At 72.6% G+C, this 12815-nt stretch carries 11 protein-coding genes; 7 read left to right on the forward strand and 4 right to left on the reverse strand.

Going from position 1 to position 12815, the window contains the following annotated elements:
- Positions 1-191: 191 nt before the first annotated feature.
- The 3 genes from ACWD0J_RS04295 to ACWD0J_RS04305 all read right to left on the reverse strand — a co-directional run bounded on the left by ACWD0J_RS04295 (position 192) and on the right by ACWD0J_RS04305 (position 5671).
- Positions 192-2621 carry a beta-galactosidase gene (locus ACWD0J_RS04295; protein ID WP_451494208.1) on the reverse strand — a complete coding sequence of 810 codons (2430 nt, stop codon included), beginning with the start codon at positions 2619-2621 and terminating at the stop codon, positions 192-194.
- Positions 2621-4381 (reverse strand): beta-galactosidase, encoded by a 1761-nt coding sequence (locus tag ACWD0J_RS04300; RefSeq protein WP_451494209.1) that lies wholly within the window; start codon positions 4379-4381, stop codon positions 2621-2623. The genes ACWD0J_RS04295 and ACWD0J_RS04300 overlap by 1 nt, the downstream gene beginning before the upstream one ends.
- A gap of 171 nt (positions 4382-4552) precedes the next feature.
- On the reverse strand, positions 4553-5671 hold the full coding sequence (locus ACWD0J_RS04305; RefSeq protein WP_451494210.1) for an MFS transporter: 1119 nt from the start codon (positions 5669-5671) through the stop codon (positions 4553-4555).
- A gap of 271 nt (positions 5672-5942) precedes the next feature.
- On the opposite strand from ACWD0J_RS04305, the gene ACWD0J_RS04310 reads away from it, so the two are divergent.
- The 3 genes from ACWD0J_RS04310 (at position 5943) to ACWD0J_RS04320 (ending at position 8237) form a co-directional block, all read left to right on the forward strand.
- The gene (locus tag ACWD0J_RS04310; RefSeq protein ID WP_451494211.1) at positions 5943-6749 is read left to right on the forward strand and encodes a helix-turn-helix transcriptional regulator; all 807 of its coding nucleotides are present in this window, start codon (positions 5943-5945) and stop codon (positions 6747-6749) included.
- A complete protein-coding gene (locus tag ACWD0J_RS04315; RefSeq protein ID WP_451494212.1) occupies positions 6746-7723 on the forward strand; it encodes a pyridoxal-phosphate dependent enzyme in 978 nt (325 codons plus the stop codon). The genes ACWD0J_RS04310 and ACWD0J_RS04315 overlap by 4 nt, the downstream gene beginning before the upstream one ends.
- A 151-nt stretch (positions 7724-7874) precedes the next feature.
- The gene (locus ACWD0J_RS04320) at positions 7875-8237 is read left to right on the forward strand and encodes a cupin domain-containing protein (protein WP_451494213.1); all 363 of its coding nucleotides are present in this window, start codon (positions 7875-7877) and stop codon (positions 8235-8237) included.
- Here ACWD0J_RS04320 and ACWD0J_RS04325 read toward each other — a convergent pair.
- Positions 8164-8895 carry a hypothetical protein gene (locus ACWD0J_RS04325; protein ID WP_451494214.1) on the reverse strand — a complete coding sequence of 244 codons (732 nt, stop codon included), beginning with the start codon at positions 8893-8895 and terminating at the stop codon, positions 8164-8166. The two genes, ACWD0J_RS04320 and ACWD0J_RS04325, sit on opposite strands and share 74 nt — an antisense overlap.
- A gap of 181 nt (positions 8896-9076) precedes the next feature.
- Here ACWD0J_RS04325 and ACWD0J_RS04330 point away from each other — a divergent pair, with 181 nt between their 5' ends.
- The 4 genes from ACWD0J_RS04330 (at position 9077) to ACWD0J_RS04345 (ending at position 12813) form a co-directional block, all read left to right on the forward strand.
- Positions 9077-9742 (forward strand): DUF3168 domain-containing protein, encoded by a 666-nt coding sequence (locus ACWD0J_RS04330; RefSeq protein ID WP_451494215.1) that lies wholly within the window; start codon positions 9077-9079, stop codon positions 9740-9742.
- Position 9743: 1 nt separating this feature from the next.
- A complete protein-coding gene (locus ACWD0J_RS04335; protein ID WP_451494216.1) occupies positions 9744-10427 on the forward strand; it encodes an RES family NAD+ phosphorylase in 684 nt (227 codons plus the stop codon).
- Positions 10428-10714: 287 nt separating this feature from the next.
- Complete coding sequence (locus tag ACWD0J_RS04340; RefSeq protein ID WP_451494217.1) at positions 10715-11407, forward strand: vWA domain-containing protein; 693 nt, start codon at positions 10715-10717, stop codon at positions 11405-11407.
- 380 nt (positions 11408-11787) lie between these two features.
- Positions 11788-12813 carry a protein phosphatase 2C domain-containing protein gene (locus ACWD0J_RS04345; RefSeq protein ID WP_451494218.1) on the forward strand — a complete coding sequence of 342 codons (1026 nt, stop codon included), beginning with the start codon at positions 11788-11790 and terminating at the stop codon, positions 12811-12813.
- Positions 12814-12815 lie beyond the last annotated feature (2 nt).

Raw genomic sequence — 12815 nt, forward strand, 5'->3', positions numbered from 1 at the left:
CCGCCCGGCAGGACCACAGCATAGGCCGGACGTACGACGGACGGCCCCGGTCCCCGAGTGGCGGGGGCGACGCAGCACGCCGAGGGCGTGGCGAGGGCGTGGCGAGGGCCGGCCCGTCCTCGCCGCGCCTCGTGACCCGCCGGCCGGGCGGCCCCCGAGACCCACCCGGCCACGCCCGACCCTCAGTCCTCTCAGCCCTCTGCGCCCTCTGGCGAGGCGGTCCTTCGGTCCGCCCGTACCGAGCAGGTGTGCCGTGTGACCCACTCGGCGCGTGTCACGGCGGCTGTCCGGGTGCCGTCGGCCGCTTCCCGGGGTACGTACACCGGGGCGTCCGGGTGCAGCGGCAGTATCCGCAGCCGCAGCCCCCGCGCGCGCAGTGTGCCGGCGGGCAGCCGGTCGAGACCGATGTCCCAGACCCGCCCGGAGAAGAACTGGTCCGCGACGAGCGTGTCCCCCACGTACGCCCGTGCCACGTCCCCGGTCCAGCGCAGGCGCAGCAGCGTGCCCGGCGGCAGGTCGTCCGGTACGTCGACGTGGTACTCGGCGGCCACGGAGTCGAAGTGCTTGTCCGCGGGCACGCTCGCCCGTCCCTGCACGCCCGTCGTGGGCTCCGGCGCCGGACCCGCCGGCCGGACGAGCACCAGCGGCACGGCGGCCGGGTCCCCGGACTCGGTACCCGCGCACGCCGTGTACCGCGTGAACACCCCGTCCGCCGACTCGGTGACCGCCGCCGTCCCGTCGACCACCGGCGCCCGCGGCGGAGCGGGCAGGGCCGCGAACGAGACGGCCGAGTCCGGCCCGTGCAGCCGTACCTCCTGCCGCTCCCGGTCGAAGACGACTCCCGCGTCGCACAGCACCAGCCGCTCGGCGCCCCACGCCTCGCCCCGGTAGGCGGTACGTGCCGTCGCCGCGTCCAGGACCAGCAGGCCGACCCGGCCGCCGTCCGCCGTGTCCACCTCGACCAGGGCTTCGGTGCCGGGCCGCAGCCCCGTCACCAGCAGCCGGTCGCCGACCGGTGTGAGGTCCCCGGACGGCGTACCGACCGACACCACCGTCGAGGCGTCCAGGGCGAGTTCGGGAGCGATGCCGTCGGTGGCGGCCAGCACCAGCACGGTACGGCCGTCCAGGTCGACCGTGCACACGGGCTGCGCGGTGGCCCACTCCAGCCGCAGTCCCGCCACGTCGAGCCGCAACGGCCAGCAGAAGTAGGCGCCGCTCGGGACCGTGACGGGCGTACTCGGCAGGGTCAACGCCCCTGTGCCGCCCGGGAATTCGACCGTGAACGACGTGTCCGGATGGTCCGGCAGCGGTTCGTGCGGCTGGTGGTTGTTGACGAACAGGAACCCCGACCCGCCGTCGCCGCGCACCGCCCAGCGCAGCGTCTTCCGGTCGTCCTGATCCGCCGGCCGCCGCTCCGGCAGCACGGACTCCATGGGCGCGAGGACATGACCGAAGTCCGCCAACAGCAGATGCTGCAACCGCAGTTCGTCGTACGTCCGCCGGTACTGGCCGTACTCGCCGAGCGGTGCCTGGAAGTCGTACGTCAGGACGGGCAGGTCGTTGGGGTAGCCGGTGGCGTGGGACTCCTGCAGGGTCGTCAGCCCGCCCGCCGGGTTGGTGCCGCCGTGGAACATGTAGAAGCCCTGCCACACCGAGCCGCACCCGATCTTGGTGAGCCCCAGCGCGCCGATGTCGTCGGCGTCGACCCGCGGGCGGCGGTGGTACGACACCGCCATCCCGCCGCCCAGCTCGCAGGTGGCCCAGGGGAACCGGTCCGCGAGGGCGTCCGGTTCGCCGCCGCGCACGGTGGTCGGCCGCAGGTCGGCGCCGATGCCCTCGTCGTCGCGCTGGTGGGTGAAGAAGAAGTGCTTGCGGCAGGTGTCGGGCCAGCCGCCGTCCGCCTCGGTCCAGAACGTCTCGGTGTAGCCGCCGTAGAGCGGAAGCAGCTCGTCGGGCGGGAGCCGGACCCCGCCCCAGGCGGTGGACGTCCACAGCGGGGCGCTCAGTCCGGCCTCCTGGGCCATCCGCTTGAGGGTGAGCAGATGGCCGGGCTGGTCGTACAGCTCGTTCTCGATCTGGACCGCCACGATCGGGCCGCCGTGCGCCCGGTCCAGGCCCCGCAGTTGCCCGGCGATCGCCGCGAACCAGGCGCGCACGGGCTCCAGGTAGGCGGGGTCGTCGGTGCGCGGGGCGCAGTCGCGGGCCAGCAGCCAGTCGGGCAGGCCCCCGTTGCGGACCTCGGCGTGGCACCAGGGACCGATGCGGGGAATGAAGTCCAGGCCGTGCCGGGCGCACAGCTCGGCGAAGCGGCGCAGGTCACGGTCGCCGTCGAAGCGGATCCGGCCCTCGATCTCCTCGTGGTGGATCCAGATGAGATAGCTGGCGACCGCCGTGACACCGCCCGCCTTCATCTTCAGCAGCTCCTCCTCCCACTCGGCGGCCGGGTAGCGGGAGTAGTGGAACTCGCCGGAGACCGGGAACCAGGGCCGTCCGCCACGCGTGAGCCACCGGCTGGTGACCTCGATGGGGTCGGGCACGCCGGGGGCGTCGGCGAAGGGCAGGTGCCCGGTCAGCGGTGGACCGGCGGGGGCGGGGACGCGCAGGTGATGAGGGCGGGGCATCAGGTGTTCTCCGGTCCGAGGTCGGGGGCGTCGGTGAACCGTGCCCGGGTGCCGGCCGTGGCGTGCAGTTCCAGCAGGACGAGCTCGTTGGCGCCCCCGCGCAGGACCGGGCCCGGCACGTACAGCGTGCGCTGCGGGCCGCGGTTCCAGTAGCGGCCGAGGTGGAAGCCGTTGACCCACGCCTGGCCCTTCGTCCAGCCCGGCAGGGCCAGGAACGTGTCGGCCGGGGTGTCCACCTCGAACGTGCCGTGGTGGAAGGCGGGCACCGCGTCCGTGGCCGCCTCGGACGGATCGAACGGCACCGCGCCGAGGTCGCCCAGGGGCACGGGCAGGCACTCCCAGCCGTGCAGAGCGGTGCCCTGGAAGGACACCGGTCCGAGCAGCCCCTTGGGCGCGCCGATGCGGGGCCCGTAGTTGACCCCGCCCTGGTTCTCCACCAGCACTTCCAGCACGGCACCGGACCGCGGGACGCGCAACGGCAGTGTCTCGTCGTGGCGTTCGCGTTCCAGTGCGCCGACGGAGGCGCCGTCCACGAAGACCTGGGCCCGGTCGCCCACCCCGCCCGCGAAGTGCAGCAGGCCGTCGCCCGACGCGGGAACGGTGGTGCGGTACAGCACATACCCGCCGTGCACGCCGAGTTCGTTCATCGTCACCGGGTCCTGGGTGCGCACCGCCCCGCCCAGCGTGGCGAGGTACGGCAGCAGCGGAGCCCTGCGGTCCAGGTCGACGGTGCGCGGCGGGAGTTTGGGACCCGGCCGCGGGGCCGGCTCGTCGGGGACCGGCGCGTGCCGGGCGATGACCTCACGGAACGCGTGGTACTTCGGGCCGGGGTCGCCGCTCTCGGTGAGCGGGGCGTCGTAGTCGTACGACGTGACGGTGGGCGCGTACGTGTGGTGGTGGTTGGCACCATTGGTGAAGCCGAAGTTGGTGCCGCCGTGGAACATGTAGATGTTGACCGAGGCACCCGCGGACAGCAGCCGGTCCAGGTCGGCGGCCGTGTCCTGTGCCGACCGCACGTGGTGCGGGCCGCCCCAGTGGTCGAACCAGCCGATCCAGAACTCGGCGCACATCAGCGGGCCGTCGGGCCGGTGCGCGCGCAGCGCGGCCAGATGCTCGTCGATCCGGCTGCCGAACGTCCCCGTGCTGAGCGTGCCGGGCAGGCTGCCGGCGGTCAGGTGCTTGGCGTTGGCCTGGTCGCAGGTGAACAGCAGCTCGTCGACACCCCGGGAGCGCAGGGCCTGTTCGACGTGCTGGAGGTACGCGATGTCGTCGCCGTACGCCCCGTACTCGTTCTCCACCTGGACGGCGATCACCGGCCCGCCGTTCGCCGCGAGGTGCGGCAGCAGCGGGGGCAGGAGCTGGTCGAGGTAGCGGTCGAACGCCTCGGTGAAGCGGGGGTCGCTGGTGCGCAGGCGGATGTCCGGGTCCGCGATGAGCCACGCGGGCAGTCCGCCGTCGTCCCACTCGGCGCAGATGTACGGCCCGGGACGCAACAGGACGTGCAGGCCTTCCTGTCGCGCCAGCCGCAGGAAGCGCGGCAGGTCGAGCAGGCCGTCGAGGACGAGCGTGCCGGGCTGCGGCTCGTGGAGGTTCCACGGCAGGTACGTCTCGACGGTGTTGAGCCCCATCAGGCGTGCCTTGCGCAGCCGGTCGGCCCACTGGTCGGGATGGACGCGGAAGTAGTGCAGGGCCCCGGAGATGATCCGGAACGGCTCGCCGTGCAGGAGGAATCCGTCGGACGACGTCGTCAGAGCGGGCATGCGGGGGCTTCCCTTCGGTCGGGTGCGACAGGCCGGTGCGGGTGGGGAGAGGCGCTGGGAACGGAGGAGGGGCTCGGACGGAGGGATCGGGTGCCGAGTGCGGACGGATGGGTTCGGACGGAGAGCCGAACGGACGCTGAGTGAGGACGGAGGGGGTCGGACCGGACCGCTTCAGCGGGCGCGGGTCGCGCGGATCAGCCAGAGCGTCGCCGCCAGGCACAGCGCCGAGATCCCGGACAGCAGCAGCGGGACCGCGCGGACGCCGGACGCCTCGATGGCCTTGCCGAGCGCCGGCCCGGCGGCGACACCGCCGATCATGGACGCGGCGATGACCACGGCACCGGCCCGGCGGGCGCTCGGGGCGGCCCGGTGCAGCCAGGGCAGGCCGGTGGGGAAGATCGGGGCGATGAACAGACCGACCCCGGCGTAGGCGTACGGCGCGAGGGCCGGGACCGAGGCCAGCAGCAGACAGACCGTCATGCCCGCGCAGGAGACCGTGATGATGGCCTGCGCCGAGAAACGCAGCGCGATCGGCGCGACCAGGAACCGGCCGACGGTCATCATCAGCCAGTAGACGGAGGTGGCGGTCGCGGCGACCCCGGCGCCGTAGCCGACGGTCTCCAGATGGGTGGGCTCCCAGCCGCCGACACCCGCCTCGATGCCCACGTGCAGGACGTAGAGCGCGACGAAGACGGCCAGTACGGAGCCCAGGCTGCGGCCGACGACCCGCGCGCCGCCCGCCTCCGGGGCACCGGCCGGCTGTGGCGCCCGGTCGCGGACGCCCTTCAGGCACAGCAGCAACGGCAGGTTGGCGAGCGCGAATCCGAGGAAGACCGCCGGGTAGTGCTCGGAGCCGACCACACCGATCAGCGCGGGTCCGAGGATCGCGCCCACGCCGAAGTGCGCGTTGAGGATGTTCAGCATGGCGGTCGAACGGTGACCGAAGCCGAGCGCGAACAGCTGGTTGAGGCCGTAGTCGATGCCGCCGAAGCCGAGCCCGGCGAACAGCGCCGAGGCCAGCGCGGCCGGCCAGGCCGGCGCCAGCGCGAAGCCCGCCGCGCCGATCGCCATGAGCAGGTACGAGGCGCCGAGGATCTGCCGGTTGCCGAAGCGGCCGTAGAGCCGGTCGAACAGCAGCACACCGGCGACCCCGCCGACGAAATGGGCGCTCAGCCCCAGGCCGGCGGCCGAGGGAGTCAGCCCGAACTCCTCGCGGAACGCCGGAATGGCCGGACCGTAGAGGGCTTGCAGGGCTCCGATCAGGACGAAGCCGACGCAGGAAGCCACCACGGCGGCCGGACTGAAAACCGGTGTGTGCGCCGGCGCCGCCACGGACGGCACCGGCCTGCTGCTGTCGACAACGCGTTCTTCCCCCGGCACAGCACACACCTCTCGTTCGCTCCGACGGCACTGATGTTACCGGTAACATCAGTGCCGTCAAGGTCCTGGGCAGGGGTGCGTCCGGGGGTGGGTCCGAGGGGACGACCGGAGGCTGATTGGACTTCCAGTCCAGTGATTGGACGTGTAGTCTAGAGGAGCTGGTCGGGAGAGGGAGGGCGTGATGTCGGGCGAACAGCGCCTGGAGGCCGAGCGGGACGCGATCCTCGGCGCGCTGAAGCCGGTCGTCGAGGGGATCGTGGCGACGTTCGGCCCGATGTGCGAAGTGGTCCTGCATGACTACCGGCGCCCGGAGCGGTCGGTGGTCGCCCTCGCCGGGGCGGTGACCGGCCGTGCCGTGGGCGGGGCGATGAGTGAGATCGGCCTGCGGATGGTCGCGCGCGGCGACCGGGCGGCCGACGAGCTGAACTACGTCACCCGCACGCCCGCCGGGCAGACCGTCAAGTCCTCCACCATGGTGCTGCGGGACTCCACCGGCGCGGTGTTCGGCGCCGTCTGCGTCAACCTCGACGTCTCCGCGGTCACCGAGGCCCACGCCCTGCTCGGCGCACTCGCCGGAATCGGCCGGGCACCCGCCGAACTGCCGGTCACCACGTTCGGCAACGACATCGACTCCGTCGTCGACGTGATACTCGACGCCCATCAGCTCCGCCAGAACCGCCCCTGGGCGGGCCTCGACCGCGCGGAACGCCTGGAGCTGTTCCGCAGCCTCGACGACCGCGGGGTCTTCGCCGTACGGCGAGCGGTCGAGCAGGTCGCCGCCCGGCTCGGCATCTCCCGCGCCTCCGCGTACAGCTACCTCTCCCAGGCCAGGGCCGCGACCACCCCGGCCGCCGATGCCCCTGATCCCTCCGGTCCCTCCGACGCCATGGCCGGTTCCGCCGTCGGGTCCCCCTCCGGGGCCGTGGCCGGCTCCTCCGGCCCTGCCGCTGCTGCTTCTTCTTCCGCTTCCGATGGAGGACACGCGTGACGACCACCACCCCGCCGGTCACCCTCGACGACATCCGTGACGCGGCCGCCCAACTGAAGGGCGTCGCCCACCGCACCCCCGTCCTGCGCTCACGCACCCTCGACGAACTCGTCGGCGCCGAGGTCTTCCTCAAGTGCGAGAACTTCCAGCGCGTGGGCGCCTTCAAGTTCCGCGGCGCCTACAACGCGGCCTCCCGGCTCACCCCCGGGCAACTGGCCCGGGGCATCGCCGCCTACTCCTCCGGCAACCACGCCCAGGCCGTCGCCCTGGCCGCCCGGGAACTCGGCACCACCGCGGTGATCGTCATGCCGGAGGACACCCCGGCCTCCAAGCGGGCGGCCACCGCCGCCTACGGCGCCGAGATCGTGACGTACGACCGCTACACCGGCGACCGCGTGGCCATCGGTGAGGCCCTGGCCGCCGAGCGCGACCTCGCCCTCATCCCGCCCTACGAACACCCGCACGTCATCGCGGGCCAGGGCACCGCGGCACTCGAACTCCTCGAAGAGGTGGGGGAGTTGGGTGCGCTGATGACGCCGGTCGGCGGCGGTGGGCTGATCGCCGGCAGTGCCACCGCGGCCAAGGGCCTGGACGCCGGCATCCGGGTGATCGGCGTGGAGCCGGAGGCCGGGGACGACACCAGACGGTCGCTGGAGGCGGGCCGGCGGGTCACGATCCCCGTGCCCCGCACCATCGCCGACGGCCAGGCCGCGGAGACCCCGGGGGAGCTGACCTTCTCCGTCAACCGGCGGCTCGTGGACGGGATCGCCCTGGTGTCCGACGACGAGATCCGGGCGGCGATGCGGTTCGCGTTCGAACGCCTGAAGATCGTCGTCGAGCCCAGCGGCGCCACCCCGCTGGCCGCCCTGCTCGCCGGCCGGGCGGGAACCCTCCCGAGCCGGATCGGAGTGATCGTCTCCGGCGGGAACATCGACGTGGAGCGCTTCGCCCGGTTGTGCGCGACCGGAGCCTGACACCAGGAGCCGCCGTCACCCGAATGGCGGCTCCGGATGGACGGGCGGACCATGGAGTGATGGGGCGCGGCCCCCGCCGGTTCCGCTCGAACGGGCGGAAGACGGAGACCGGCCCCGGCCGTACGGACAACGGCCGGAAGGGAGAGCCGTCATGCTTGAGGTGAAGACACTCGACAAGGCGGACGAGCGCCGCGATTTCCCCCGGGGGCATCTCGAAGCCGTCCATCTCAGCGGACTCGACTTCGCTGTCGCGACCTTCGAGCCGGGCTGGCGCTGGTCGGAGTCCGTGGCACCGATAGCGGGCACGGACAGCTGCCAGGTCCACCACAACGGCTACGTCGTCCAGGGGCGTCTGCGTATCCACATGGACGACGGCGCCGAGAGCGAGGTGGGCCCCGGCGACGTCTTCGTGTGCACACCCGGCCACGACGCCTGGGTCGTCAGCGACGAGCAGGTCGTGGTGTACGACTTCGCGGGAGGCATGGCACAGGAATACGCGAAGGCGACGGACTGAACGCGGTCGCGGGTGGGCGCGTGCCGGGCTCGCTCAGGCTCCAGCGCGTCGCGAGGTCCAGGGCCAGGTCACAGGTGAGATCCACCAACGCATGGCGGGCGGCCTGCGGATCGCCGTCGTCGGTGGCGGAGGCTGCGCCCGCCTCGACGGCCAGGGCGCGCAGGGCCTCGGCGCGGGCGATCACGGTGTCCAGGTCGGGGGCAGCCCGCCCGTGGGCGTAGCGGATCTCGGCGGCCCACAGCGACCCCTCGTACAGCCGCCGGCGTTCGCCGGTCTCCGTCGCCGAGGCACACGGTCCGGCGAGGATGCCTTCCGCCTCCTCCAGCGCGGCCACGGCCCGTTCCACCTCGGCCCCGGTTCCCGGGCGGACGGTCGGCGGCTCTCCCGACGGCGTGTGCGCGGTCACCGTCTGCGCGGTCACCGTCTGCGCGGTCACCGTCTCTTCGGCCGGTGTCTCTGCGGCCAGTGTCTCCTCGGCCAGTCCGAGCAGGTGGACCGCCCGGTGCACTGGTTCCTCCCGGGCCCCGTCCGCCGTTCCGTTCGCGGCCCGTTCCGCTCCGCCATTCTCGTACGGGTGTTCGTTCCCGTACGTGCTCAGTTCGACGAATTCCGCCGCTGCGGACTCCTCGGAATGATCATCCGAAGCCTCATTGCCCATGCGCGTGAATGCCCCCTGTCCGCGTGCAGGAATAGCTTCCTCCGAAATCCCCCGGTCGTGCCGCCCAATTGCCAAAGGAACCGTATCTCACTAGCGTACGTCTCCGTCCTGATTCCGAGAGGGGGCGCATGGAGACTATGACCGGCAACTGATCAGCGCGCTGGTATGGGATCTACAGGCGATGCGGGAGAAACTGAGGTCGCGGGACCGGGAACAACTCGACGGCCTGCTGGCCCTCGTGGCCGAAGGGGGTGACGAACACCGGCTGCGGGCGGTCACGCAGGCCCTCGCCCTGCATCTGCGTACGGCCCTGCCCGACTCCGAGCGCGGCGCGGTCGGCCGGCGCTTCCACGGCACGACGGCGCAGGCGCCGCACGAGCTGCTGGTCGCGCACCTCTCGCTCGGCGGCCCCGGCGCGGGCCGGCCCCGCGGCTCCGCGGACCCGGTCGCACCGGGGGCGGCGGCGGACGGCGGCACCGGTCCCCTCCCGGCCGCGGAACGGCGCTGGGCCTCGGCCCGCGAGCGGATCCTGTCCGAACCCGCGGTCACCGCCGATGAGCTGCGGGACGGCTTCGGCGTGGAAGCCGACGAAGCGGAACTCATCCGCCTGCGGTCACAGGACGGGGCCGAACTGCTCCCGGCCTTCCAGTTCGGCCCGGACGGGCGGTCCCGCACGCTGGTCCTCACCATCAACGGCCTGCTGGGCGCGGCCCTCGACCCGTGGGGCGTGGCCGACTGGTGGCTCGGCCCCAACCTCTGGCTGGACGCGGTGCCGGCGGCCCTGCTCGGCGCGGGCCTGGACGATCAACTACTGGCCGCCGCACGTGTGGTGGGGGAGGAGGACTGACATGGCTCGTGGTGCGGGACTGCCCGGCAAGGGCACGGCGGAGCCCCGGCGCGTCACATGGAGGGCCGGCAAGGTCCTCTACCGAGTGCACTCGCGCAAGCGCGACGCGGACTGCTTCAACACCACCGCGCAGGACCACCACTTCGGCGGCGCCCGGTTCGACAGCACCCCCAACGACCGGTACGCGTATCTGTACGCGGCACCCGAGCCGGTGACCGCCCTCGTCGAGAGGCTGATCCGCGACATGCGCTTCGACGGCCATGGCAATCGCCGGATCCTGCCGCGCAAGGAGGTGGAGGGCAAGCGGCTCTCCCAGGTCCGGCTGGCCCGTGACGTGTCGCTGGTGTCCCTGCGCAGCATGCCGGACCTCAACTCGGTGCAGCAGAGCGACGGGTGGCTGGTGCACTCCAACCCCACGGAGTACGCCTTCACCAGGCGCTGGGGGCACTGGCTGCGTGCCGAGGCGGACTGGGCGCAGGGGTTCGTCTGGCTGTCCCGGCTCGATCTCCCGCACGAGTCTCTGGTGCTGTTCGACCATGGCGCGGAGAGCGGCCTCGTCGAGGTCACCGACGAGCCCCCGCGGGACCTGGACGCCTCGGAGACCATGCGCTGGGTGGGCAGGGAGCTGGCGCGCTACGGCGTCGAGATCGGGCCGCCGGGCGAGGAGCGCGCCCCCTGGTCCTGACCACCTGGGCGAGAGCCGGGCATTTTCCGGGTTTTTCCGGGGAATGGGCCGAAAGTGCTTCGCACTCGCTCGTGCAGGTGCATACTTTCCTTTCAGCGGCCCACTGGGTGGCCCGGCGTTCCGCTTCGGTGAATGTCCCTCTTCGCGCCTCCTGATATTTCCTTCCGGTGAATGGATCACGTTTGCCGGTGGCACGTGTACCGGTGGAGCGCGCCCAAAAAACGGAATGAAGAGAGGTCATTCAGAGTTCGCTGCTTTCCGCGTATTGAACGGAAGTGATGACACGCATGTCCGCATTCTCCAACGTCGAACGGCCCGCTGTTTTTCCCGTCTGCCTCTGCCTCGACGTCTCCATCTCGATGAGAGGCGCACCGATGGACGCCGTCAACCAGGCACTGCCCGAGATCAAGCAGGTCATCAAGGACGACCCGGGCACCGGAGAGATCGCGCGGCTCGCCGTCGTCACCTTCTCCGACCACGCCGAGTGCGTCCTGCCGCTGACGGACATCGCCTTCGCCGACATGCCCGTGCTCGCTCCGCAGGGCGGAACCGACTTCGCGACGGGGCTGCGGGCCTCCGGGCAGGCCCTGCGCGACGGCATCAAGGGCCTCGGCAAGGGCAGCGCCTACCACCAGCCCGTCGTCTTCTTCATCAGCGACGGCGAACACAACGCCCATGAGGACTGGACACAGGCCCGAGCGGAGATCACGGCGAAGGAGGACAAGTACGGCGTCCAGATCGTGAGCTTCGGCTTCGGCCGGGCCAACCGTGAGGCCATCCAGCGCGTTTCGACGGGCTTCGCCTTCTTCACCGACGAGAGCGATCCGGGCACGGCCGTGCGGGAGATCCTGCACACGGTGGTCAGAAGCATCCGCACCACCTCCAGCTCCTTCTCCTCCACCGCCGGCGGGGCGCTCTCCGTCCCGAGCGACGGGACCAAGCTCACGCAACTCCCGCTCGACCAGCGCCTGGTGGGGTGAGCATGTTCGACAGATGGCGCCGCAGCCGGGGTGCCGGCCCGAGCAGCGAGGCGGACGACGGACGCTCGCCGGCCGGCCCGCCGGCCGACCCGGCTCCGGTCCGGCGGGGCGCGGCCCGGCAGACCGGGAGTGCGGACATACCGGCCGCCAGGCCGTGGCCCGGCGCCGTGACAGCGGACCCGCCACTGCCCGGCGCGGGCACCGCCGCTGGCCCGGCGGACCCGGTCCACGACGGGACCGGAGCCGACGGCCACGATACCGCTGCCGAAGGGACCGCCGAAGGGACCGCCGAAGGGACCGCCGAAGGGACCGCCGAAGGGACCGCAGGACGGGGATCCGCCTCCGAGGGCTCCACCGACGACGGGTCAGCCGGAGTCTTTGTGAACGTCCGGACCACCACCGAGGCGGCCTCCGGCGGCGATTCCGCCGGCGAGCCGCCCGCCGGCGACGGGTCCGCCACCGGACAGCCCGCCGGCCACGGATCCGAGTCACCCGCCCGCGGCGGGAATCCGCACGCGGCCGACACCGGGGGAACCGGCCCGGCGGGCCGGCCCCGCACTCTCTCCACCCACGCCCCGCGCGTCGGAACCCTCCAACCGCTCCCACTGCCGCGCCTGTCCCCCGTGGACACCTCGCTCCCCGGCGTGCGGGCCGACGCGGGACTGCTGCGGGACCGCTGGCTCGGCGCGGCCAGCCTCGTCGGGCAGTCGCACCTGAACAGCGGCACCACGGCACAGGACGCCTACCAGTTCACCGTCTCGGACGACGGCTCCCTCCTGGCCGCCGTGGTCTGCGACGGCCTCGGTTCCCGCGCCCTCACCTCGCAACTGGGTGCCTCCCTGCTGTCCGCCCTCCTGTGTACGGCGGCACGCCGGACCACGGCAGAGCGGCTGGAGGCGAATCCGCACGCGGTGCTGGGAGACATCCTCGGCGAGGCCTGCGCCCAGCTGCTCCGCCTGCGTGCGGTTGCCCTCCCCGGGCTGACGGACGGTGACCTGTCCTCCACGGTCGCCTTCGTCCTGGTGCCCGCGGACGGCGTCGGCTGGGCCGTCCGCATCGGCGACTGCGCGGTCATGACCCTGGCCGACGGCGTGTGGGGGACCGTGTTCCACAAGGAGGAGGGTCCGCTCAACCGCGTCACCGCGGCCCTGCCGCATCCCGCGCCCGCGGACGCCGCCGAGTACGCCCCCCTGCCGGACACCCGGGACAGCAGCCTCGTCCTCGCCTCCGACGGTCTCGCTGAGGACGTCTTCGGTTCCCCGGCGGTGCGGACGTGGCTCGCGGAGCGGTGGGCCGTGCGCTGCGACGCCTCGGCCATGGCCGACTCCCTGCGCTACCGGCGCCAGGGTTCGCACGACGACCGTACCGCCCTGGTCCTCTGGCCGCACCGCACCGAGGACGTGTAGCC

It is taken from the genome of Streptomyces sp. NPDC003011, from assembly GCF_053591515.1.